This window comes from Desulfobotulus sp., assembly GCF_034006065.1.
GTDB lineage: Bacteria > Desulfobacterota > Desulfobacteria > Desulfobacterales > ASO4-4 > Desulfobotulus.
On the sequence record NZ_JAVETM010000004.1, the window covers coordinates 14,954 to 37,127 of the forward strand.

At 55.6% G+C, this 22,174-nt stretch carries 21 protein-coding genes; 9 read left to right on the forward strand and 12 right to left on the reverse strand.

Going from position 1 to position 22,174, the window contains the following annotated elements; all coding sequences use genetic code 11:
- From RBR60_RS03095 to RBR60_RS03105, 3 genes are read right to left on the reverse strand one after another with little or no spacing between them, the layout of a single operon-like run.
- The gene (locus RBR60_RS03095) at positions 1 to 381 is read right to left on the reverse strand and encodes a response regulator (protein WP_320354364.1); all 381 of its coding nucleotides are present in this window, start codon (positions 379 to 381) and stop codon (positions 1 to 3) included.
- A 1-nt stretch (position 382) separates the two neighbouring features.
- A complete protein-coding gene (locus RBR60_RS03100) occupies positions 383 to 673 on the reverse strand; it encodes an STAS domain-containing protein (RefSeq protein WP_320354365.1) in 291 nt (96 codons plus the stop codon).
- 9 nt (positions 674 to 682) lie between these two features.
- Positions 683 to 1,093 (reverse strand): response regulator, encoded by a 411-nt coding sequence (locus RBR60_RS03105; protein ID WP_320354367.1) that lies wholly within the window; start codon positions 1,091 to 1,093, stop codon positions 683 to 685.
- 194 nt (positions 1,094 to 1,287) lie between these two features.
- On the opposite strand from RBR60_RS03105, the gene RBR60_RS03110 reads away from it, so the two are divergent.
- Together RBR60_RS03110 and RBR60_RS03115 are read left to right on the forward strand one after the other, a co-directional pair.
- The gene (locus tag RBR60_RS03110; RefSeq protein ID WP_320354370.1) at positions 1,288 to 2,484 is read left to right on the forward strand and encodes a DUF1343 domain-containing protein; all 1,197 of its coding nucleotides are present in this window, start codon (positions 1,288 to 1,290) and stop codon (positions 2,482 to 2,484) included.
- 193 nt (positions 2,485 to 2,677) lie between these two features.
- Complete coding sequence (locus RBR60_RS03115; RefSeq protein WP_320354372.1) at positions 2,678 to 3,931, forward strand: ATP-binding protein; 1,254 nt, start codon at positions 2,678 to 2,680, stop codon at positions 3,929 to 3,931.
- A gap of 134 nt (positions 3,932 to 4,065) precedes the next feature.
- On the opposite strand, the gene rnhA is transcribed toward RBR60_RS03115, so the two are convergent.
- Complete coding sequence (rnhA, locus tag RBR60_RS03120) at positions 4,066 to 4,797, reverse strand: ribonuclease HI (RefSeq protein WP_320354373.1); 732 nt, start codon at positions 4,795 to 4,797, stop codon at positions 4,066 to 4,068.
- Positions 4,798 to 5,145: 348 nt separating this feature from the next.
- On the opposite strand from rnhA, the gene RBR60_RS03125 reads away from it, so the two are divergent.
- The 6 genes from RBR60_RS03125 to RBR60_RS03150 all read left to right on the forward strand — a co-directional run bounded on the left by RBR60_RS03125 (position 5,146) and on the right by RBR60_RS03150 (position 9,235).
- On the forward strand, positions 5,146 to 5,952 hold the full coding sequence (locus tag RBR60_RS03125) for an ABC transporter permease (RefSeq protein WP_320354374.1): 807 nt from the start codon (positions 5,146 to 5,148) through the stop codon (positions 5,950 to 5,952).
- A 6-nt stretch (positions 5,953 to 5,958) separates the two neighbouring features.
- Positions 5,959 to 6,714: an ABC transporter ATP-binding protein gene (locus tag RBR60_RS03130; RefSeq protein ID WP_320354375.1), complete on the forward strand. Its 756-nt coding sequence runs from the start codon at positions 5,959 to 5,961 to the stop codon at positions 6,712 to 6,714.
- Positions 6,715 to 6,742: 28 nt separating this feature from the next.
- Positions 6,743 to 7,192, forward strand: a complete 450-nt coding sequence (gene mlaD, locus RBR60_RS03135; protein ID WP_320354376.1) for an outer membrane lipid asymmetry maintenance protein MlaD — start codon at positions 6,743 to 6,745, stop codon at positions 7,190 to 7,192.
- 35 nt (positions 7,193 to 7,227) lie between these two features.
- On the forward strand, positions 7,228 to 7,914 hold the full coding sequence (locus tag RBR60_RS03140; protein ID WP_320354378.1) for an ABC transporter substrate-binding protein: 687 nt from the start codon (positions 7,228 to 7,230) through the stop codon (positions 7,912 to 7,914).
- A gap of 124 nt (positions 7,915 to 8,038) precedes the next feature.
- Positions 8,039 to 8,788 carry a VacJ family lipoprotein gene (locus RBR60_RS03145; protein WP_320354379.1) on the forward strand — a complete coding sequence of 250 codons (750 nt, stop codon included), beginning with the start codon at positions 8,039 to 8,041 and terminating at the stop codon, positions 8,786 to 8,788.
- Positions 8,789 to 8,914: 126 nt separating this feature from the next.
- Complete coding sequence (locus tag RBR60_RS03150) at positions 8,915 to 9,235, forward strand: YbjQ family protein (RefSeq protein ID WP_320354380.1); 321 nt, start codon at positions 8,915 to 8,917, stop codon at positions 9,233 to 9,235.
- A gap of 103 nt (positions 9,236 to 9,338) precedes the next feature.
- Here RBR60_RS03150 and RBR60_RS03155 read toward each other — a convergent pair whose 3' ends face one another.
- The 6 genes from RBR60_RS03155 to RBR60_RS03180 all read right to left on the reverse strand — a co-directional run bounded on the left by RBR60_RS03155 (position 9,339) and on the right by RBR60_RS03180 (position 16,728).
- Entirely contained in the window at positions 9,339 to 10,082 is a 744-nt protein-coding gene (locus RBR60_RS03155) for a hydrogenase (protein WP_320354381.1), read from the reverse strand.
- 60 nt (positions 10,083 to 10,142) lie between these two features.
- The gene (locus RBR60_RS03160) at positions 10,143 to 11,651 is read right to left on the reverse strand and encodes a hydrogenase (RefSeq protein WP_320354383.1); all 1,509 of its coding nucleotides are present in this window, start codon (positions 11,649 to 11,651) and stop codon (positions 10,143 to 10,145) included.
- Positions 11,651 to 13,072 (reverse strand): proton-conducting transporter membrane subunit, encoded by a 1,422-nt coding sequence (locus RBR60_RS03165; protein ID WP_320354384.1) that lies wholly within the window; start codon positions 13,070 to 13,072, stop codon positions 11,651 to 11,653. Before RBR60_RS03165 ends, RBR60_RS03160 begins: the two co-directional genes overlap by 1 nt.
- 11 nt (positions 13,073 to 13,083) lie before the next feature.
- Entirely contained in the window at positions 13,084 to 13,725 is a 642-nt protein-coding gene (locus RBR60_RS03170) for a hydrogenase (protein ID WP_320354385.1), read from the reverse strand.
- On the reverse strand, positions 13,722 to 14,642 hold the full coding sequence (locus RBR60_RS03175) for a respiratory chain complex I subunit 1 family protein (protein WP_413815447.1): 921 nt from the start codon (positions 14,640 to 14,642) through the stop codon (positions 13,722 to 13,724). Before RBR60_RS03175 ends, RBR60_RS03170 begins: the two co-directional genes overlap by 4 nt.
- 127 nt (positions 14,643 to 14,769) lie before the next feature.
- Positions 14,770 to 16,728 carry a proton-conducting transporter membrane subunit gene (locus RBR60_RS03180; protein ID WP_320354389.1) on the reverse strand — a complete coding sequence of 653 codons (1,959 nt, stop codon included), beginning with the start codon at positions 16,726 to 16,728 and terminating at the stop codon, positions 14,770 to 14,772.
- Positions 16,729 to 17,459: 731 nt separating this feature from the next.
- Between RBR60_RS03180 and RBR60_RS03185 the strand changes: the two genes are divergently transcribed.
- Positions 17,460 to 18,179: a glutamine amidotransferase gene (locus tag RBR60_RS03185; RefSeq protein ID WP_320354391.1), complete on the forward strand. Its 720-nt coding sequence runs from the start codon at positions 17,460 to 17,462 to the stop codon at positions 18,177 to 18,179.
- Positions 18,180 to 18,325: 146 nt separating this feature from the next.
- On the opposite strand, the gene RBR60_RS03190 is transcribed toward RBR60_RS03185, so the two are convergent.
- On the reverse strand, positions 18,326 to 20,287 hold the full coding sequence (locus tag RBR60_RS03190; RefSeq protein ID WP_320354393.1) for an ABC transporter ATP-binding protein: 1,962 nt from the start codon (positions 20,285 to 20,287) through the stop codon (positions 18,326 to 18,328).
- Positions 20,274 to 22,028, reverse strand: a complete 1,755-nt coding sequence (locus RBR60_RS03195; RefSeq protein WP_320354394.1) for an ABC transporter ATP-binding protein — start codon at positions 22,026 to 22,028, stop codon at positions 20,274 to 20,276. Before RBR60_RS03195 ends, RBR60_RS03190 begins: the two co-directional genes overlap by 14 nt.
- Positions 22,029 to 22,174: the final 146 nt, after the last annotated feature.

The window sequence follows — 22,174 nt, forward strand, 5'->3', positions numbered from 1 at the left end:
TCAGGCTCCAGGAAGACCGATGAAACGTCGGATCAGCTGCTGAAGGGCATCCGGCTTAAAGGGTTTTTCAATCCAGGCGGAGGCCCCGGCCTCCCGGGCTTCCCGCCGTTTTTCCGGCTCCAGGGGATTGGTGAAAATAATCACAGGAACAAAACGACAAGCACCTTTGGCGCGGATCCGTCTCACAAGCTCAATGCCGCTGCATCCGGGCATGTGCAGATCCGTCACCACGAGATCCGGGCACAGACCCTGCTCCAGAAGAATAAGGGCCTGTTCTCCGTCTTCCGCCTCATCCACCCCATATCCGGCACGGGTCAGGGAAAAACGCACCAGCATCCGGATGCTGGGCGCGTCATCCACCACAAGAATCCTTTTGCCCATATCAGGCTTCTCCGCCGGAGACCGGGATTTCCTCTGACAGATCCAAGCCAATGCGCATGGCGGCTGCGCTCAGCTCAGGGCCGGGAATAAGGGAAAAGGAGAGTCCCCGCTTCACGCAGGTTCGGGAAAGGGCGCAGAGCATCTGCACAAAGGCCGTGTCACAGCGGCTGGCTTCGCTGCAATCCAGAATCAAACCCGGAGTCTCCTCCAGTATTTTCAGAACCTCGTCTTTCAGACCCGCCACCTCATAGATGGTCAACGGCCCCGAAAGCCTGTGGACAATGGCCTCCATGTTTTCCCTTTATACGCCCTGCATGGCTTCTGCGCCGCCAGTGCCGAGGTGCCGGTGATAACGGACGGCATTACGGACTTCCATACGCAGCTCGTTGTCATCCCAGGGTTTCTTCAAAAAGACATTCACAGTCCAGGAATTGAGTCCTCCCACCACCACTTCCACATCCGAATAGGCCGTCAACATGATACGAACGGTTTCCGGGGAATGATCCCGCACTTTTTCAAGAAGCTCAAGACCTGTCATGTGGGGCATACGCTGATCCGCCACAACAACCACAGGCTGAAGAAGGGGCAGGGCTTCCAGGGCTTCCAGGGGATTTTCAAAGGTGTGCAGGACATAACCGTCATTGCGGAACAAACGACGGAGACTCTGGAGGATACGGGGTTCATCATCCACAAAAAAAATGCAAGGGGTCATAAGCGTACACCTGGGGAGAGTTTCATTAGGGAACAAAAAAACAGGATCAGGGAGCCTGCAAAAGCAAAGGTTTACAACTTATGGAGATTTGTAGCACAATCCCGCTCCGAGGCAAAGAATATCCTTGTTCCGGGGTCCGGCCCCCAGGAAATCCGGGCCCCCAATTCTCCCCCCACCCCCACTACGGAGTTGGTATGATCCGCACAGGGCTTGAAAATCTTTTACAAAATCCCCCCGCCTTTCTTGCGGGAAAAAAACTCGGCCTTCTGGCCAATCCCGCTTCCATCGGTCCCGATTACCGCCATGCAAAGGAGCTCATCGCCAAACGCTTTCCCGGTCGGCTCTGCGCTCTTTTTTCTCCGCAGCATGGTTTTTTTGCTGAAAAACAAGACAACATGATTGAATCCGACCACAGCCGGGATTCCCTCTTGGGCATTCCCGTTTTCAGCCTTTACGGAGAAACCCGCATCCCCACCCAGGAGATGCTCGCCCATGTGGACGCCCTGCTTGTGGATATCCAGGATGTGGGAACAAGGGTCTACACCTTCATCCATACCCTCACGCTCTGCATGGAAGCCGCACGGGATGCGAATATCCCCCTGGTGGTTCTCGACAGACCCAACCCCATCTCCGGCATGCGGGTGGAGGGCAACGTGCTGGAGCCTGACCAGGCCTCCTTTGTGGGACGCCACCCCATCCCCATGCGCCATGGCCTCACCATGGGCGAATACGCCCTCATGGCCAACAAGGTCTTCCATATCGGAGCGGATCTTGCCGTCATTCCCATGACCGGCTGGCGCAGGGACATGTTTTTCCGGGATACAGGGCTGCCCTGGGTGCTGCCTTCGCCCAACATGCCCACTCCGGAAACCGCCCTTGTCTATCCCGGCCAGGTCATCTGGGAAGGCACCCAGCTTTCCGAAGGCCGGGGAACCACCAAGCCCTTTGAGTTCTTCGGAGCCCCCTGGCTGGACACCGGGGCTATCCTTAAAAATCTGCCCCAAGACGCCCTGGAAGGCAGCATCCTGCGCCCTCTCATCTTCGAACCCACCTCAGGCAAGCACGCAGGCACACCCTGCCATGGTTTCCAGATCCATGTGACCCAAGCCACAAAGCACCAGCCCTATTACCAGAGCCTCTGTCTGCTCAAGGCTGTGATGGATCGCCACCCCACGCATTTTGCCTTCAAGAATCCGCCCTATGAATACGAAATGGAAAAGCTGCCCATGGATCTCATCCTGGGAAGCAGGCGACTGCGGGAAGCCATTGCTGCAAGACAAAGCGTGAAGGAGATGCGGCAGAACTGGGAAAAAGACCGCCTTGCCTATTGCCGGAAAACCGCTGGCTTTCTTCTTTATGGGCCCAAAGGAGATTTTGATCCTGATTCTTAAAAGACCCTATGCTGCGTTTTTTTAAAATCCCCCCGATCTTTAAAAAAAATCCCCTGATCATCCCCCTTTAAGGGGAGCGGGTTTAAAAAAAGTCTAAACCCCGCCCCAAACCCTGCCGATGAGAATTTCAAACGCCCCGCAGCAAGGTCAGGGGGTTTTTTCACCCCGGCGGCGTTTACGAAAGGGGGACATCATGTTGCTTGAAGCCTTCAAAAAATACAAAGCCATCCGCAATATGGAGATAGGAGAAGAAGGGTATGGTCAGGTGGGTTCCCTTTTCCGGGATGAACACGACCGCCTCTGGCTGCACCTGAATGGCAAGGTTTCCAGACGTTATAACGGCAATCTCACACCCCTGATCCGGAGAACCGGAGAACAGCTTTTTTCCTTTGATGTCGACACCAGCGAAGATCTGTTTACACCTTTTCTCGCAAAGGCCCGCAATCTGGAGCGCCACGCCGATTTTCTCTGCCTCGACGCCCCAGCCGTTTTTACGGAAAAAGCAACCCTGCAAAGGCCGCAGCTGACTCAGGCCTCTCCTTCTCCCTATGGGGAAATCCTGGCGCCGCTTTTTCATATTTTCATGGCGCCTGAAGTCCTCAATGAGGTACTCATCCGGACCAGTGTTCCGGAAATCATCCGGGGAGACCTTCCCTTAAGCAGCGGTGTTATTCTCTATGGAGAAGGGGGCACGGGAAAAACGGCTCTGCAGAAGGCCATCGGCGAGGTGTATGAAAAGGCAGGCTGCCATTGTGCAGAGCTCAATGTGGCGGCCCTCAGTGAAAAATACATTGGCTCTCTGGCCCATAACCTGGATGCCGCCATTGCAGAAATTCTGGAAAAAACCCGTAAAAACCAAAAACCCGCCTTCATCTTTCTCGATGAGGCCACGTCCCTTGTCATGAACGGAGCCAGCCATAACAGCTCCGGCGTGGACTATTACCAGGAGGCTGTGGATGTATTGAAAAAATACATCGCCAATTATCCGGAACTGGTGTTCAGCATCACCACCAACGCAGATCCAGAAGTCTTTGACGACACCCTGGTACGGGACGGTCGCCTGGCACCCATCCGGATTCCGGCTCCGGGCCCAGGGGAAAAAGCCGCCATGTGGCGCTTTTTCCTGAAAAAATACGGTATATTCCAGGAGGTAAGCCCAGAGGAGGCCATGGTTCTTGCCCATGGTATCCCCCATGAAAAGGGGGCCTTCATCAGTCGATTCTGCAAGGACTACCTTGCCAGAAAAAAACTCGACATGGAAACCGCACGGGCGGGTTCCGCATCTCTGCTGGATGCCCTTGCAGCCGGCAACTTCATTACCCTGGATGCGGTAAGGCAAACCCTGTCCCTTGATATCCTCATCACGGACATACGGAAGACCCTTGATTTAAGACCTTCCAAACCTCAGAAACCCGCTGTGGGCTTTCTCAAAAAATCCGCAGCCTGAGAAAATCCCTTTCATCCGTGCCCGCACGGGGCGTGAGGATCCCGTAAGATCCCCTTGCAGCCAAGGCCTCACCCAAGCGTCAGCTTACCCCGTGCCCTCCCTCCTCCTCCTTGTGGCCTTGCGTCCCGGACATCCTATGGGGACGCGCCATAACCCCGGTCCGGCGGCAGATTCCCACTGCGGGCTGCCGCCTGGGCCAGGGTATCACAGCGCTCATTCTCCGGATGACCGCTGTGCCCTTTCACCCAGGCAAACCGCACGTCCATAGCCTCCGAAAGCTCCAGAAGCCTTTCCCATAAATCCGCATTCAGGGCTGGAGTGCCATCGGATTTCTTCCATCCCCTTGCCCGCCATCCCAGGGCCCATTTTTTTTCAATGCCCTGCACCACATATCGGGAATCCGAAGTAAGCAGAACCGGAAGCCCCCTGCCCTTGACCGCCTCCAGTCCCACAATGGCTCCCATAAGCTCCATGCGGTTGTTGGTGGTCAGGGAAAATCCACCACTGAACACCGCCTCGCTTCCATCCTCATAAACCACCACGCATCCGTAACCCCCAGGCCCCGGATTCCCGATGGCTCCTCCATCGCTGTACACGCGGATGGGACGATCTTCTGCCTCTGAAGAGGCCTGTAGCAGGGCCGAAGGGGGCTTAACCACCTTTTTTCCCTTTCCGCCGACAGGCAGTGTATCCACCGCCTGCCCCCGCATGAAGGCTTCAGCGTCTTCTTTTCGCTCAAACCCCTTATACTGCGCTGCGGGAAATCCCGTCACCTGAACCTGTGCACCCTCCGGCCCGAACCACTCCGTGTAGATTCCCGGTTTTCTGCCGCGCAGCACCGCATAGTATTTTTTCTTTGCCGCCAATGGGACCCCCTGCTTTCTTGCTGGCTTTCCATAAGAAATCATTGCTGAAAAAAGAAAGCCATGGTAAAAAATTTTTAAAATACCCGCCAAAAGAATCCCGCCAACGACACCCGCCTCCCTGATCTCAGGCGGCCGATGGGCCGCCGCCCGCCTTACTTCTGTCCATTTCTGCCCCCAAGTCTCTGGGCATGCGCAGGTCCTCCTGATTTTCCCCAAAAAAGAGCCCAAAGCCCCCTTCCCGTCCGGCCATCCTTGACACTCTCAAGGCTTTTCACATATAGGAATAAACACTGAACGGACGGATTCAGAGCCGCCTTTCCCCTCTTCTATGCAAGGACGAAAAAAACCATGACGCAGGAATCCCCCCCTTTCACAGGCATGCCCGCCGCTCTGGGCGCACTGGTTCTGGAGCGCATCCGCCTTGCCGGACATTTTGCCCTCTTTCTGGGGGCGGGTTTTTTTCACATTTTTTCCTGGCCCCTGCAAGCCCGTAAAATCCTGCAGCAGATCTATTTCATCGGTGCCAAGTCCCTTCTTGTCATCTGCCTCACAGGCCTTTTCACGGGCATGGTCCTGGGACTCCAGGGCTATTACACCCTCATCAAATTCGGCTCCGAAGGCTATCTCGGATCCGCCGTCGCCCTGACCCTCATCCGCGAACTCGGCCCCGTACTGACCGCCATTATGGTCACAGCCCGGGCCGGTTCCGCCATGACCGCAGAAATCGGTATCCTGCGCATCTCAGAACAGATAGACGCCCTTAAAACCATGAACATCCAGCCCATCCGCTTTCTCTTCAGCCCCAGGCTGGCCGCAGCCATCATCAGCATTCCCCTTCTTGCATCCTTTTTCAACGTGGTGGGTATCATCGGCGGCTATCTCACAGGCTCCAAACTCCTTGGCATCAATCCGGGCGTCTATTTTGCCAGGGTGGAATCCAGCATTCTCCTCAGCGATGTGACCGGAGGGCTTTTAAAATCCCTGGTCTTTGCCGTTGTGGTGGCTTCGGTCTGCTGTTACCAGGGATATTACACCCACAGACGCAAAGGCTCCTTCGGATCGAAAAGTGTGGGGCTCTCCACCACTTCCGCCGTTGTACAGAGCTCGGTGCTGATTCTCATCACCGATTATATCCTCACCTCCTTTCTCCTGTGAGACGCCATGGAAACGCCTCTGATCCGCCTTGTCAATGTTCATAAGAATTTTGGATCCAATGCCGTACTCCGCGGTGTTTCTCTGGATATCGCCGAAGGAAAAACCACGGCCATCATCGGAAAAAGCGGGGAAGGCAAAAGCGTGCTGCTCAAGCACATCATCGGGCTCATGCAGCCCAGCCAGGGAGAAATCCTCTACAGGGAAAAACCCATCCTGAAAATGGACAGAAAAGAGACCCGGGCCTTTCGCAGCCGCATGAGCTATATGTTCCAGGGCTGCGCCCTCTTTGATTCCATGACGATCTTTGATAACATTGCCCTGCCCCTTGTGGAAGGAACCCGGCTTTCTCCCGCAGCCATCCGGAAAAAAGTGCTCCTCCGGCTGGAACAACTGGATCTTGGGGATGTGGGCCGCCTCTACCCCTCCCAGATTTCCGGCGGCATGATGAAGCGGGTCGCCATGGCCAGAGCCCTGGTCACAGATCCCGAGGTGGTCCTTTTTGATGAGCCCACCACGGGCCTTGACCCCATCCGCAAAAACGCCGTGCACGCCATGATCGCGGACTACCAGCGTCAGTTCGGCTTCACCGCCCTTGTGGTCAGCCATGAAATCCCGGATATCTTTCACATCGCCCAGAACATTATCATGCTTGATGAAGGCCTGATTGTCTTTTCCGGCGTGTCGGAAGAAATCCAGGCCTGCCAGATCCCGGAGGTCCGTCGGTTCATCCGGGGTGAAAACCATTTAAAATCCATTGACTGATGGCCTCCCAACCCCCATGGAGTCTTTTATGAAAAAAAGCGCCCTTGAAACCACCGTCGGCATCTTTGTCATCATCGGCATTTTATGCACGGCCTACCTTACGGTCCAGCTGGGCAAGATGGAACTCATTGGCAGCAATTATTACACCATTGAAGCCCGTTTTGCCTCCGTATCCGGCCTGACCAACGGTGCCCGCGTGGAAATCGCAGGGGTGCAGGTCGGCAGTGTCAGCCGGATCTCCCTCGACCCTGAACGCCTGGTTGCCGTACTGCACCTGAAAATCCAGAAAAACATTCCCATATCCGAAGATACCATTGCCTCCATCAAAACCTCAGGACTCATCGGCGACAAATACATCCGCCTTTCCCCCGGCGGCTCCGACCTCCTCCTGGCTGAGGGTGATCTCCTTCTGGAAACGGAATCCCCCCTTGATATTGAAGATCTGATCGCAAAATACGTCTTTGGCGGTGTTCAATAGGCAGCAGACTAAAAAAAACAAAAAGGAGTTCTCCCATGGCTGCACTCCGGAATCTCTTGATTCTTTTTCTCTTATCCCTTGCTCTTCCCCTGGCTTCCCTTGCGGAAACAGGTCCCCTTGAAACCATACGGACCCGCATTGATGCCGCCATCGCCATTCTGCAGGATCCCACATACAAAGACGCAACCCCTGAGCTTGCCGAGCAGCAGCACCAGCAACTCTTTGATCATGTACAAGACATCTTTGACTTCAGAACCATCTCCATGCTGGCCACAGGCCGCAACTGGCGTCGTTTTTCCGAACCCCAGCAGCAGGAGTTTTCCGATCTTTTCGCAAAGCTTCTTGCCAACACCTATATCGAAAAGGTGCAGGACAATTTTAAAAACGAAAAGGTGGTTTATGATCAGGAAACCCTGATCAGCCAGGACAGATCCGAAGTCAGCAGCCGGGTGGTTCTCAGCCAGGGCGAGGTTCCCGTGCTGTATAAACTCCGCAATATCCGCAACGAGTGGCGCATTTACGATATTCAGATCGAAGGCATCAGCCTTGTGCAGAATTACCGCAGCCAGTTTGAAGACTTTCTTTTTCGCAGAGAACCTGCGGACCTGATCCGCCATATGCAGGCCAAAATCAAAGAACTGGAAACAAACCGCATCCAGCGCCGCAAGGATGGAAAAACCAGCGAAGAGGCCGACAAGGACAAAGCCCTGCGCATCCTCTGATCCCGCTTCTCTGGGGATCTATTCCGTTTCCGGGCCTCCTCCCTTACCCGGGGCAGGCCCTTTTTTTTACGGCTCCGGTAGTCCGCCAGGGCCTTAACGCCAAAAATCAAGGAACTCCCCTTCCATGCGCGCCTTCTCCCTTTTACTTTTCAGTCTTCTTTTTCTTCTCAACCTCCCTTCCCAGGCCCATGCCGAGGCCTACTGGGACCATGAGGACAATGATTTTTTTGCCGAACTTGAAGCCGAATACGCCACATCCCCAGGCCTTTACGTTGCTGACCCCCTGGAGTCCCTCAACCGGGGCATTTTCATTGTCAATGACCGCCTCTACTTCTGGGTCCTCAAACCTGTTGCCACAGGTTGGCGCACTGTGACGCCCTCTCCTGTACGCACAGGCATCCGCAATGCCTTTCACAACCTTGCCGCTCCGGTCCGGGTGGTGAACCAGCTGCTCCAGGGCAAGGGCAAGGCTGCGGCTGCGGAAACGGGGAAATTTCTCGTCAACTCCATCTGGGGCATTTTCGGGCTTATCGACGCCTCCCAGCAGATCCCCTCCCTCCAGGTACCTTCGGAGGATCTGGGCCAGACCCTGGGAAAATGGGGCATTGGCAACGGCTTTTACCTGGTCCTTCCCCTGCTGGGCCCCACCACCCTCCGGGACGGTATCGGCCAGGCGGGTGACTTTTTCCTGCAACCCACCACCTATGCAGATTGGGACACCCGCACCCGCCTTGGGGTGAAAGGCGGGCAGACCGTTAACACCACCTCCTTTCACATCGGTGATTATGAGACCATCAAGAATGCCTCGGTGGATCCCTACACAGCCATCCGCAATGGCTATATCCAGATGCGTATGCAGGCCATCAGCCAGTGAGAAGGGAAAAAAGGGTCTCCCTGCATCACGGAAACACCCAAACCATAACAACAACCTCTTTTATCCGCCCTCTTTCAGGATTTTCCAGGAAAATTCACAGCCATCTCCCACTTAAAGGAACCCATCATGATTATGATCATCACAACCACCAATGAAATCCCAGGATCACCTCCCTATACCATATTGGGCATGGTGGAAGGATCCGTTGTCTTCAGCAGGCACCTGGGTAAGGATATTCTCGCCGCACTTAAATCCCTGATCGGGGGTGAGCTCAAAGGCTACACCCAATTGCTGGAGGAATCCCGGAAAAGGGCCATGCAGCGCATGATCGCCCAGGCCCAGGCCATGGAAGCGGACGCCATCCTCTGCGTCCGATATTCCACCTCATCCATCATGGCCACATCTTCAGAAGTCCTTTGCTACGGAACAGCCGTTTCCTTCCGCTGATTCTTTTCACATCATAAAAAACCACTGAAAGCACAAGGCTGTCCCCCCTTTGCATGAAAGGAGAACAGCCTTATCGTCTCCCCGGTGTCTTCCAGAAAATTTCTTATTTAAAATAGTTCAGCAGGGCATGGAGGTTGGTCAAAGGATGGGGCGGACATCCGGGGATGAAAAGATCCACGGGAAGAATGCTGTCCAAGCCCTCACTCACTTCAGGGCTGCCCCGGAAAGGACCGCCGCTGAGGGCACAGCTTCCCACGGCAATGACCACCCTGGGAGAGGGAACAGCCTCAAAGGTCTGGAGCAGGGCTGTTCTCATGTTCCGGGACACAGGCCCTGTCACCACAATGCCGTCCGCATGGCGGGGGGATGCAACAAAATTGATGCCGAAACGGGCCAGATCAAAAAAGGGGGTGGCGAGAACATTGAGATCCGCCTCACAGGCATTGCAGCCCGCAGCCGACACCTGCCGCAGCTGCAGAGAGCGGCCAAAGAGCTTTTTGAAATGCTTTTTCGAGTGCGCGGCCAGCTCAGGCAGGCCCCCATCGGTCAGAAGGTGGGCCTTTTCCGCAACGGATATGCCGAAATCCCGGGTAAAGGTGACAAACTTTCCTTCGGAAATCCGCTCACAATCTCCGCAGAACACACAGCGGCCCATGTCAATGCGAAGGTTTTTTCCGTCAATGGCCTGCTGGGGACAGCTTTCCACACAGCGTTTTACCAGATGGGAAGGTGCTTTGGCATTCACCTCGGGTCTTCCCCGGTAGCGTTCCGGCAGGGTGATCCCTTCTTTGGGATAGGGGGATGTCCTGTAGCCCTGCTCCATTCTGTTTTTCAGTATTTTCAGCATGGTATTCTCTCATCTATCCGATATCCGAAGGCAGAACCGCCCTCAGGGAGGTCCGGATTTTTAAAGGTCAAAACCGCAGTAGGAGAGGTTGAAGCTCTTGTTGTTCAGGGGAAAATCCGAGATCTCCGTATTCCGCAGGGCCATGGACAGACCGTTCCAGTTGTGGAAAGAAGGGTCCTTCACCTTGTAGCGAAGAATGCCGCCCCTTTCATCGGTGAGAATGCAGTGGGAAACCTCACCCCGCCAGGCCTCATTGAGGGTGACCACAAAGGAGGAAGGGGTCAGGGCATGATCCCCGTTCTCCACACACCGGGTCACGATGGGGCCATTGAGAAGGGCTTTTACCATATCAAGGGATTGCAGAATCTCTTCGGCCCGCACCATGGCCCGGGCATGGACATCGCCTCCGGTTTTGGCGTTTTCGGGAATATCAATCCGTCCGTAATGCTCCGTCGGAAAAACCCGCCTTGCATCATAGGCCAGCCCACAGGCCCGGCCCGCAGGTCCCACAAGCCCCAGCTTCCGGGCATCCTCCTGACTTACAGCGCCGCAGTGGTCAAAACGGGCCTGCACACTGGGCGTGGTAAGAAGGAGTCGGATCACATGGCTCACCTGGGGGGCCAGCTCCCCAAGCCGTCTGTTCAGCTCTTTGCGGATCTCATCGGTGATGGCAAAACGCACCCCGCCGGGACGCACCAGCCCCTTACCAAAGCGATTGCCGCAGACGAGAAGGGAGAGGTTGAGAAAATCCCCCCGGAGCCGTCCGAAATAGCTGGCGGGCGGCAGAAAGGCCACATCTCCGCTCAGAGCGCCCAGATCGCCAATGTGATTGGCCAGACGTTCAAACTCTAAGGCCACGGTACGGATCACCCGGGCTCCCTCATCCGGAGTCAGGCCGGAAAGGGCCTCCACCGCCTGGGCGCAGCAGAGCCCGTGCCCCACGGAGGTGTCACCCGCAATGCTTTCCGCAAGCAGGGAAAGCCTGCGGGAAGAAGCACCCTTCAGCAGAGCCTCCACCCCCCGGTGCTGGTAACCCAGCTGGATTTCGAGGTTGAGCACCCGCTCGCCGATGCAGTTAAAGCGAAAATGCCCCGGCTCAATGACTCCCGCATGGACGGGCCCAACGGCCACCTCATGGATTTCTTCGCCTTCCACCCGGTAATAGGGATAGTTTCCGGGAATATCCTCCCTGTAGTCATTGCCGAACACATCGGCAAGGCCCCGCTCGTTGGCGTGGTAACGCACCATTTTCAGCCAGGGATGTCCTTCTGGCCGAATACCGGCCTGCTCTGCAATCTCCCGCTCAAAGAGATGAAAGGGTTCGCAGCGCAGGGTTAAGGCAGGATAGCTTTCCTCCGCCTCACAGCTTGCCACCAGCAGGCGGTCTGTCCGCAGCACGGCCAGGAGCCGGGGCCGCTCTTTTTCCATGAAGGCGAAAAAATGTACCACCTGTCCGCCCTTTTCCACAATGCGGCAGGCCCCCTCGCGGAAATCTTCAAAGGAAAGGAGGGGAAGATCCTCCCGCGCAAGAAGCGTGCTGTGGGAAATTTCCAGAAATTTCGTTTCCATCAGTATCCTCCTCCAATGGAGCGCACCGCAGCCGCGATGGTCCGGTACAGGGTCTCCGGCATCCAGAAGGAGAGAACCAGAGAGGTGGCCAGCAGGGCGTACTGGGGCCAGAGCATCCAGTTGGTGACATGCAGCCTGTGGGCCGTTGTGGTCTCGTCAAAGGAAATGGACATGATCTGATAGCAGAATCCCGCAAAAATCACGCAGAGACTTGCGATGAAAAGACAGGCCACCGCATGGTGACCGGCCTGAAAGGTTCCGATGATGATGAGCATTTCCCCGAGAAACATGCCAAAGGGCGGAAAACCGGAGATGGCGGCAAAACCTGCGAAAAAAACCACAAAGGTGCGGGGCATGCGGGTTACAAGATCCCCCACGTTCTGGATGATCCGGCACCCGTAGCCCAGGAGGATGTTCCCGGAGGTGAGAAAAAGGGAAGACTTGATAAGGCTGTGGTGGATGAGGCAGAGCATGGCTCCGTACACACCGATTCCTCCCACGCCGGTGCCAAAGGCGATAATCCCCATGTTCTCAATGCTGGAGTAGGCAAGAAGCCTTTTGTACTCACTCTGCTTAAGAATGTAGGTGGCTGCGGCCAGGATGGAAAGGATGCCGAAAAACATGAGGGTTCCGCCGGAAAAAGCCCCCAGACCTGCGGCCACCATGACCTTGTGGGTTTTGAAAATCCCAAGATAGGCGCAGTTGAGCAGCACCCCGGAGAGAAGGGCCGAGGCCGGGCTGGGGGCCTCGCTGTGGGCGTCGGGAAGCCAGGTGTGCATGGGGGCCAGGCCCATTTTGGTGCCATAGCCCACCAGAATGAAGACAAAGCCCGCCTTGAGCCAGAAGGGATCCAGACGGGTGGCCACATCCGTGAGTGCGGAAAAGGACACCGGAGCCTCCACATGCCCCGCATCCATGGCCACGGTGATGAGCACGGAACCGAGAAGGGCCATGGCAATGCCCACGGAGCAGATCAGCACATACTTCCAGGTGGCCTCCAGGGCCTTGGCCGTGCGGTAGGTGTAGATCAGAGGGGCGCTGGCCAGGGTGGTGGCTTCAATGGCGATCCACATGACCATGATATGGTCTGACACGGTGACCATGGTCATGGTGGAAAGAAAAAGCAGCATGGAACCGATGAAAACGGGCTCGGACTCGAGCTCCGCCATTTTGAGGTAGGAGGTGGAATAGATGGATACGAGGAAAAAAAGGAGAGAAATCACAATAAGGGAAAGGAGTCCCTCGGGTGTGACCGCAAAATAGGCCGGGTAAAGGGCCTCGGGTCTTAAGGCCCAGAGCATCAGGGAGAAAAAAAGATGGGCAACCCCTGTGATGACCAGCAGCATCCGGCCCATATTTTTCGGTATGAAAAAGGCCAGAACCCCCGTGATGAAGGGGATGAGAATAATGAGTTCAACCATGGATCACGCCCCTATTCCTTTAATGTACGGAGCAATGCCGTATCAATGTCGTCAAAGGTATGTTTGATGTTCTGGAGAATGATGGCCATGATCATGACCGCAGCCAGAATATCAAGGAGAATGCCGAATTCCACAATGTGGATGGCGCGGATGGAGAAGGTGGTGCCCACAAGGTAGATGCCGTTTTCCATCATGATATAGCCAAGCACCATGGCAATGGCGTTTCTCCTTGCAATGAGAATGAACATGCCCGCCACAAGGAGGGTGATGGTGGTGGGCATGAGCAGGACGCTCTCACTGCTGGAAGGCAGGGTGAAATTCCGGCTGACAAAGGTAGCGGCCACAATGAGGGCAAGACCGATGAGCACGGAGGCGTTGTAGCCTATGATGGGTTCCACCTCCCGCCGGATGGCCACCTTGCGGATGGCCATGTAAATGCACAGGGGAATGATGATCCCCCGGATCACCAGGGTAACGAGGGTGAAGGCAATGCCACCCAGCCCCGTGGTGTGATCCAGAAACAGAGGGGCCAGGGAAACAAAGACCCCCTGAAAGGCCACCAGCTTGATCAGTCCGGGCAACATGCTGGATCCAAAGGAAAAGAGGATGGAAAGCAGGACAAGGGCCAGTATGGTGTCAAGGGGTTCGATCATTTGATAAACTCCAGGGTGATGATGGTTGCAAAAACAGCCAGCCCAAAGGAGGTGATGACAAACCTCGGCACGCGATCCATCCGGAAACGGGCCACAACGGATTCCGTGATGCCCACAGCGCCGTACACCAGAAAGAGGGCCAGACCGAAAAGGGCCAGATCCATGAGAAAAAAGCCCGTATGCACGGGAATCACCAGCAGGGCCACAAGCGACGCATACAGAAAAAGCTTGCAGAAGGCTGCAAGCTCAATGAATCCGAAATCCGGGCCGCTGTGATCCAGCACCATGACCTCATGGATCATGGTCAGCTCCAGGTGTGTGGCGGGATCATCCACGGGTACCCGGGAGTTTTCCGTCAGAAGGACAATGAAAAGGGCAATGACCACAATGAAAAGGGGAGCCCCCGCCATCTGCCAGAGCAGACCGGGCTGAGTGCCACCCCAATAGGTGGCAAGGCTCAGGCCGCCCGTGAGTTTGTAAAAGAGTACCAGTACCATGAAGAGAGTGGCCTCACAGATGATGGGGAAAAAGGCTTCCCGCGCAGCCCCCATGCCCTCAAAGGGGGAGGCTGTGTCCAGGGCCGCAGCAATGGTGAAAAAACGGCCAAGACCCAGCAGATAAAAAAGAAAGATCACGTCTCCATGAAAGGAAACCACCGGAGCGCGACCCGCCATGGGCACAAAAAGAAGGGCCACCAGAACGGAAGCCAGGGAAACCATGGGGCCCAGCTTAAAAATGAAGGTGGTGCTGGTGCTGTAAACGGAGCCTTTCTGAAAAAGCTTGATCAGGGTGTAATAATGGATGAGAAGCGGAGGCCCCTTCTTACCGCCGAAAAGGGCTTTGATCTTTAAAATCAGCGCCGCGAAAAAGGGAGCCAGTCCAATGGCCAGCACCCAGAGTATCAGGGATTCAATCATCATGGATTCTCACCTGCTGGCGCTTCCATCCGCCAGAGAAGCGGAGTGCGCCATAGAAAATGGGTCAATGAATTTTTTCCATATCGTTTTTCTTCAAATTTTCCATGGCCTCAAAGGAGCCTGGAATTCAGATGAAAAACAGGAGCACCACAATGGTCAGAAGGATATAGCCCACATAAAGGTGGATATCGCCGTGCTGAATCCAGCGGAGCTTATCAAAAAGGGCCAGCACCGGCTTCACCACCACTGTGCCGAGATGCATTTCCGCGATATCCTTCACCTCGCTCCGGAAGTGGGTTTTTTCCGGAAACACCCCACTCACCGGAGGATGATCCTCGCTGAAAGGGGCCACGGGCCTGAAAAAGGCCACGATGGACGCTGCATAGGAGGTTCCCGTGTACTGCATCCTTGCCGTGGGCCGGGTGAAACCGCAACCCCAGGTGCCAGATCGGGTGATTTCCTTATTTTTGTACAGCAGCACGCGCAGCCCGAAAATCAGGGCAAACACCCCGATGAAGAGAGCGGCTCCCAGGCTGATGTTCGTGGTGAGGGTCAGAAAAGGCTCCAGGGAAAGATCCCCATATCCCGGCCCGATGCAGGCCGCACCCTTCAGGGCCATCTGAAAAAAGGGCCTTGGGAAAAGGCCGATGAGGATACAAGCACCCGCCAGAAGGGCCATGGCCCCCATCATGGCGGGCCCCTTTTCTCCATGGACATCCGTAAGAGACCTTCTCGGCTCTCCCTGGAAGACCACACCCATCACCTTGGTGAAGCAGGCCAGGGAAAGACCGCCGATGATGGCCAGGCTGATGATGGCAAAATGGCTGAGGAGAAAGGCCGTACGGTCGAGGCCAATACCCTGGAAAGCCCCCTGATAGATAAAGAACTCCCCTGCAAACCCGTTAAAAAGGGGCAGGCCGGAAATGGCCAGGGAACCGATGAGAAAGGTCACACCCGTCCAGCGCATGGTTTTCAGAAGCCCGCCCAAAGCATCAATGCGGCCCGTGCCCCTGCTGTGGATCACAGCCCCGGCCCCCATGAAGAGCAGGGATTTAAAAATGGCATGGTTCAGCACATGAAAGAGGCAGCCTGCAAAGCCCAGAGTGGCCATCACGGCATTGCCCGAAGAAACGCCGATCATGCCGATGCCCATGCCCATGAGGATGATCCCGATATTTTCCACGCTGGAAAAGGCGAGAAGCCGTTTCAGATCCTGCTGAGCCAGGGCATACACCACACCGATGATCCCTGAGCTCATTCCCGCAAGCAGTATAAGCTCTCCCACAATGGGGCTGTACAGCCCAAGATCCGTGTACACACGCAAAAATCCGTAGATGCCGGTCTTGATCATCACCCCGGACATCACGGCGGAAATGTGGCTGGGGGCTGCGGGATGGGCCTGGGGCAGCCAGATATGCAGGGGAAAAACCCCGGCCTTGGACCCAAAACCAATGAAAAAGAGGGCCAGCACCACAAATTTTGCTCCCTGGGGCAGTCCGGAGGCGGCAGAAAGGTCAAAGCTTCCCGTAAAGGAAAAGATCAGACCAAAGGCCGCAAAAAGAAACATGGCACCCACATGGGAAAAGACAAAATAAAGATACCCGGCCTTCCGGTTTTCCACGGACTCATGGTTGCAGATCACCAGAAAAAAGGAGGAGAGCGACATGACTTCCCAGGCCAGCATGAAGCTCAGCATGTTGCTCGCTGTCACCACAAGAGCCATGGACGCGATGAGCAGGCCGAAGAAGAGATAGCTGATGGCGGTTCTTAGGGCTTTTTCCGCCCCATCAAGGTAGTGGAAGCTGTAAAGCACAGCCACAAGGGAAATGGCAAAAACCGGAATGAGGAAAAAAGAGGACAGCCCGTCCATGCGAAAGGACAGGGAAAAGATATGAAGAAAGGGAAAGGAAAGGGTCTGGGTCTGCCCGCGAAGCAGGGTGAAAAGCGCATCCATAAGCCCCAGAAAACATCCCCCACCCATGAGAATGCAGGTGGTGGCCTTCATGCGTGCAAACCATCGCTGAAGCACCAGCGCCAGCCCCCCCCCAAAAACGACCGCAACAAGGGCCATGAGAAAAGAATCCATCCATACTCCTTTCATCCTGAGGAACCATTTAAAAAAGACCATTCACATAAGCCTATCTCACAAAGGGGGCTTTTCTCCCCCTTTCGTACGCAGATCCGATGGCCGGACACTAGCCAGTTTCCCGGAAGCTGTCCAGAAGCTCTTTTCACAGAAAATCAGGATGGTTGGGATGGTCCAGGATGGCAAATTCGATAAAACGCGATTTTCATTCGTTTATGGCGAAAAAAACCCGAAAATCAGAGGATCCAGCCGTATCAAAATACAAAAAGCTTTATTTTAAAACATTTGGAAACAGAAACATCTAAAAACCGCCATCCTTCAGCCCAAATGAGGATGGTGCAACGCAAAAACCATGACATAAAAAAACGCTTTTCCCCCTTCCGGAGAGCCGCCACAAAGAGCCTGGGATCCTCCGGAGTTTCCCAGCGGGTAATTTTTTTATCCTGAAATAAAGACCTGAATTTTTAAAAAAACTTTAAGCCTGAATTTTATTCATCAGAATAAAATTTTTTATCAAGAGCCCAAAGACTACCCTTTTTTCTGGGAGTCAAAGGCTTTTCTGGGGCAAGAGAAAAAGGAGGCGGGCAAGGCGTGAGGTCTTTCAGGAATCTTTGCCTAAAAAAAGGCAATTTGACAAAAAAATGCGAATTTCTGATAAGAAAGGCGAGAATTCCGGCTGAAACCAAGAGCCATCCGGCTCTCCATTTTTCCCTTTGCAGAAAGGACAGGCCATGCAGCCCCTTTACATCATAAAAACCGGCAGCACCTTTCCGGATGTGGTCCGGAAATTCGGAGACTTCGATGCCTGGGTTCAAACCGCTCTGGGACCGGTGAATTTTGAAATCCGAACCCTGGATGTGCACTCAGACCCCAAACTTCCGGAGGCGGAGGCCTGTGCAGGCGTCATCATCACAGGCTCCCACGCCATGGTGACCGATGCCCTTCCCTGGAGCCTTCGCCTTGAAGCCTGGATTCCCTCCCTTCTGGCCCGCAGCATCCCCCTCCTTGGCATCTGCTACGGTCATCAGCTCCTCGCCCGGGCAACGGGAGGGGAGGCAGGGTTTCACCCTCTGGGAGAGGAGATCGGAACCGTAACCATCCAAAGGCTTCCCGAAAGCCAGGACGATCCCCTGTTCGGAATACTTCCCCATTTTTTTCAGGTCCATGCCACCCATGCCCAGACCGTGCTGCGTCTCCCGCCCCAGGCGATCCGGCTGGCGGCCAACGACCATGAACCCACCCATGCTTTCCGCCTGGGTTCCTGTGCCTGGGGCGTTCAGTTCCACCCCGAATACACAGCGGACATCATGCGGGCCTATGTGGAAAAAGAAAATTCCACTCTGAGGAAGGGAAGAATACAGCGGGAAGACAAAGGCAATGGGGTGAGGGACACGCCGGAAGCGGCAAGGCTCATGCACCTCTTTGCCCGCCTGGTGGAAAAGGGCCTGTAAAAAACCCCGCTGCCCCCTTCTCTTGTCATGGGCAGCAGAGGACGGCCACCATGTTCTCTGAAAAACTTTCTGACCTGCCCGCATTCGGGCCTTTGGCCTGGACAGGGGAAAACAGTTAAAAACCCTTCCCCTCTTCCTGCTTTCTTTTATCCCAAAGGCCTTTCCGGAACCGCCCCTCCTTCTCCCAGGGCTTCCAGCTGCTGCATCCGCCAGTAAAGTCCCTGCTGGGCCATGAGTACCTCGTGACTGCCGGTTTCCACAATCTCCCCCTTTCGCAGCACCAGAATCCGGTCTGCATGCCGGGCCGTGGAAAGACGATGGGCAATGAGGATGGTGGTTCTGCCTTCCATAAGCCGGGAAAGGGCCTTCTGCACCACACCTTCGGAAAGGGAATCCACGTAGCTTGTGGCCTCATCCAGAATGAGAATTTCCGGATTCCGGGCAAAGGCCCTGGCAATGGACACCAGCTGACGCTCCCCACTGGAAAGGGGCCTGCCATCTTCCTCCAGCCGGGTATGGAGCCCCTGGGGCAGGCGGGAAAGCAGAAGCTCGCAGCCTGCAGCCTGCACAATCCTCTCCAGGGCCTCATCGGAAAGCCCCCCTGAATCCGCCTCCATATTTTCCCGCAGGGTGCCTGCAAACAAAAAAGGATCCTGCATCACCATGGCAAGACGGCTGCGCCAGCCCTCCAGGGAAAGCAGACGAAGATCCACGCCATTCACTGTGATGCAACCGTCCACAGGGTCCCAGAACCGCACAAGAAGATTCACAAGGGAGGTCTTGCCTGCGCCCGTAGGCCCCACAATGGCCAGGGTCTGCCCCCTTCGGATCTCAAAATTCAGGTTTTTCAGAATGGGATTATCCCTTTCATAGCCAAAGGAAAGATTGGAAAAAACAAGGTGTTCCACAGGGCCTGCATCCAGGCCGTCCTTCTTTCCCTCAGCCCCCAGGGGCTCGTCCAGAATCTGAAAAAGACGCTCCGCACTGGAAAAGGCATTCTGCAGGGTGTTGTATTTTTCCGCAATGTCCCGCACAGGCCGGAAAAACATCCGCAGATAGGAGATATAGGCCACAAGCACCCCCAAGGAGACCCCGCCCCCCATCACGCGAAGACCACCGTAATAAAGCACCAGGGCAAGCCCTACGGAACTTAACACTTCCATGGCGGGCATAAAGACGGCAAAAATCTTCACCTGTCGCATGCCTGCCTCATAATGCTTCCGGCTGATCCCGGAAAAGACCCGGTTGGTTTCCCTCTCCCAGCCAAAAAGCCGGATCACCGTCATGCCGCCGATGGTTTCGGAAAAACGTGCATTGATCTCCGCAATGCGCACCCGAAGCTCCCGGAAGGCCTTTCGCGAACTCCTTGCAAAAAAAACGGCTGTGAGAATCACAAGGGGCAAAACCACAAGGGTGACCAGGGCAAGGCGCACATCCAGAAGAAAAAGCATGATCACGATGCCAAAAAGCAGGAAAAAATCCTTAAACACAAAGGTCACCACAGAGGTGAACATTTCACTTAAATTTTCCACATCTCCTGTCACCCGCGTCACCATGCGGCCCAGGGGAGTTTCATGAAAATAGGAAAGGGGAAGCCTGCGCAGATGACCGAAAATGGCAAGACGGATGTCATAAATGATGCGCTGCCCCCCAAGCTCCAGGAGAAGGGTATGCACAAAGGCGATGCTTCCATGGACAATGGCCACAAAAAGGAGAATCAGGGCCAGCGTCAGCACGCCCTGCCTGTCCGCCTCCCGCAGGGCGCTTCGGGTTTCTGCATCCGCAAAATCCAGGCTTTCCCGGAATACGCAGATACCTTCACAGGAAAAGTCCAAAGCCTCGGGATGCCGGACAAGAAAGGCCGCCACCAGGGGATTTTCCCCATCCACGGCAAGGCTTTTTCCCGCAAGACCGCCCGTGGGCACAATGTGGCGATCCACCGCCTGCTGGGTAAGCCAGGGAATGGCAAGATCCAGGGCCGTGAGACCAAAAACCAGAAACACCGCCAGCCCAAACACCAGCATGTGGGGCCGCATGAAAGGAAAAAGGCGGCGCACAAGCCCCATGTCGTCCATCGGATGCAGCTTTTTTTCCTCATGGGGTCCCATGATCATCCTCCGACAGCTCGGCTTCCATGGCCTGAATCCGCCAGGTCCTCGCATAGTAATCATCTGTTTTCATGAGTTCGTCATGGCTTCCCATGGCCCGGATCCGCCCTTCTTCCATCACCACAATGAGGTCTGCCTGGGAAATGGCGGAAAAACGGTGGGACGCCACCAGGCGGGTGCACCCTTCAAGCTTGTCCAGGGCTTTCAGCATACGGGTTGCCGTCACCGTATCCACCTGACTTACGGGATCGTCAAGGAGCAGCACCGATGCAGGATGCAGAAGGGTCCGGGCCAGAGCCACCCGCTGCTTCTGGCCGCCGGAAAGGGTAACGCCCCTCTCTCCCACCAGAGTTTCCAGGCCCTGGGGCAGGGAGGCCAGGGTTTCAGAAAGCTCTGCCGCCTCACAGGCAGCTTCCAGGGCCTCTTCATTCACAGCTCCCAGGCCTGCAATGTTCTCCCGCAGAACACCGGAAAAAATCCAGGGCTCCTGGGGCAGAAATCGCACCTGACGCCGCAGATCCCCAAGGCAGAAACTTCGCACATCCACGCCATCCAGAAGAATGGTACCCGAAGAGGGATCATAGAGCCGGGCAAACAATTGCAGGAGGGCCGTTTTTCCGCTGCCCGGCGGGCCGGTTATCCCCACCCGCATACCCGGTTCAATTCGCAAAGAGATATCCCGGAGCACTTCCGGTCCTTCCCTGCGGAAGGAAAAAAACACATGCTCCGCCGCAAGCCCGCCCATGGCCTTATCCAGAGGCAGGGACGATGGCATCTCCCGGACCTCCGGGCTGCTTCCCATGACTTCGGCAAGACGTTCCAGAGAAGCCCGGCCCCGCTGGATCAGGTTGGTCATCCAGCCCAGCGCCATCATGGGCCAGGTCAGCATGCCCAGATAGGAAAGAAAGGCCACAAAATCGCCGGTGGTGATGCTGCCGTCCACCACCATGCGACCGCCAGCCCCCACCACAATGGCCAGGGCCAGGTTGGTGAACAGGACCATGGCGGGCATCATAAGGCCCGTGCTGCGGGCAAGGGACATGCGACGGCCAAGGTAGTCTGCGGAAAGACGCCTTAAACGTCCATCCATGAGTTCTCCCATGCCAAAGACCTTCACCACCCGGATGCCGGAAAAGGACTCCCGAACCATCTCCGTCATCTCCCCGAGCCCTTCCTGCACGGCGGTATAGTCCTTGTGCATGCGCGTTCCCATGAGCCGGGTGGTCAGCACAATGAAGGGCATGGGAATGAGGGCCAGGAGGGTCAGGGGACCACTGATCCAAAGCATGAAACCCACCGCAGCGCCCCCCAACAGAATGGCATCCGTGACCGCCACAATGCCCATACCTGTGGCCATGCGCACATTCATGATATCGCTGGTGGCCCTGGACATGAGATCGCCGGTGCGGTTTACATCAAAAAAGGGCGCATCCAGGGTCAGGACGTGGCCATAGAGCCTGTCCCTCAGCCCCCGTTCGATCCTGCGTGAGGTCCCGATGAGGCAATGACGCCAGCCATAACGGAACACACCGATGAAAAGGGCCAGGAAAATCACAAGAAAACCATAAAAAAGCAAGTCCGCATGCCCCGCAGATTCCTCGGCAAGGTCATCCACCACATGCTTGACCACCCGGGGAATCCAGAGCTGCAGGCCATCCACAAGGATGAGACAGAAAAACCCCAGAAGCAGAAGATGACGATTTTCCACAAGATGGGGCCGTAAAAGGGCATAGGGCTTCATGAAAAATTCTCCGTTGTCGTGCATGCTTTTTCTCAACCCAAGCATCTGAGAGGCACCATGCACCCCAGAGCCCTTCCGGTCAAGACGGAGTTTTAGTCGCCTTTGTTCACCTCTTCTTGTGCAGCCGGAAAAGATGCCCTATATTC

Coding starts and splice junctions, on each gene's coding strand:
- RBR60_RS03130 (WP_320354375.1), top strand. CDS start 5,959: ATGGAAACGCCTCTGATCCGCCTTGTCAATGTTCATAAGAATTTTGGA.
- RBR60_RS03195 (WP_320354394.1), bottom strand. CDS start 22,028: ATGAAGCCCTATGCCCTTTTACGGCCCCATCTTGTGGAAAATCGTCAT.
- RBR60_RS03180 (WP_320354389.1), bottom strand. CDS start 16,728: ATGGATTCTTTTCTCATGGCCCTTGTTGCGGTCGTTTTTGGGGGGGGG.
- RBR60_RS03150 (WP_320354380.1), top strand. CDS start 8,915: ATGATTATGATCATCACAACCACCAATGAAATCCCAGGATCACCTCCC.
- RBR60_RS03100 (WP_320354365.1), bottom strand. CDS start 673: ATGGAGGCCATTGTCCACAGGCTTTCGGGGCCGTTGACCATCTATGAG.
- RBR60_RS03175 (WP_413815447.1), bottom strand. CDS start 14,642: ATGATTGAATCCCTGATACTCTGGGTGCTGGCCATTGGACTGGCTCCC.
- RBR60_RS03155 (WP_320354381.1), bottom strand. CDS start 10,082: ATGCTGAAAATACTGAAAAACAGAATGGAGCAGGGCTACAGGACATCC.
- RBR60_RS03165 (WP_320354384.1), bottom strand. CDS start 13,072: ATGGTTGAACTCATTATTCTCATCCCCTTCATCACGGGGGTTCTGGCC.
- RBR60_RS03190 (WP_320354393.1), bottom strand. CDS start 20,287: ATGGGACCCCATGAGGAAAAAAAGCTGCATCCGATGGACGACATGGGG.
- mlaD (WP_320354376.1), top strand. CDS start 6,743: ATGAAAAAAAGCGCCCTTGAAACCACCGTCGGCATCTTTGTCATCATC.
- RBR60_RS03140 (WP_320354378.1), top strand. CDS start 7,228: ATGGCTGCACTCCGGAATCTCTTGATTCTTTTTCTCTTATCCCTTGCT.
- RBR60_RS03185 (WP_320354391.1), top strand. CDS start 17,460: ATGCAGCCCCTTTACATCATAAAAACCGGCAGCACCTTTCCGGATGTG.
- RBR60_RS03125 (WP_320354374.1), top strand. CDS start 5,146: ATGACGCAGGAATCCCCCCCTTTCACAGGCATGCCCGCCGCTCTGGGC.
- RBR60_RS03095 (WP_320354364.1), bottom strand. CDS start 381: ATGGGCAAAAGGATTCTTGTGGTGGATGACGCGCCCAGCATCCGGATG.
- RBR60_RS03115 (WP_320354372.1), top strand. CDS start 2,678: ATGTTGCTTGAAGCCTTCAAAAAATACAAAGCCATCCGCAATATGGAG.
- RBR60_RS03145 (WP_320354379.1), top strand. CDS start 8,039: ATGCGCGCCTTCTCCCTTTTACTTTTCAGTCTTCTTTTTCTTCTCAAC.
- RBR60_RS03110 (WP_320354370.1), top strand. CDS start 1,288: ATGATCCGCACAGGGCTTGAAAATCTTTTACAAAATCCCCCCGCCTTT.
- RBR60_RS03170 (WP_320354385.1), bottom strand. CDS start 13,725: ATGATCGAACCCCTTGACACCATACTGGCCCTTGTCCTGCTTTCCATC.
- RBR60_RS03160 (WP_320354383.1), bottom strand. CDS start 11,651: ATGGAAACGAAATTTCTGGAAATTTCCCACAGCACGCTTCTTGCGCGG.
- RBR60_RS03105 (WP_320354367.1), bottom strand. CDS start 1,093: ATGACCCCTTGCATTTTTTTTGTGGATGATGAACCCCGTATCCTCCAG.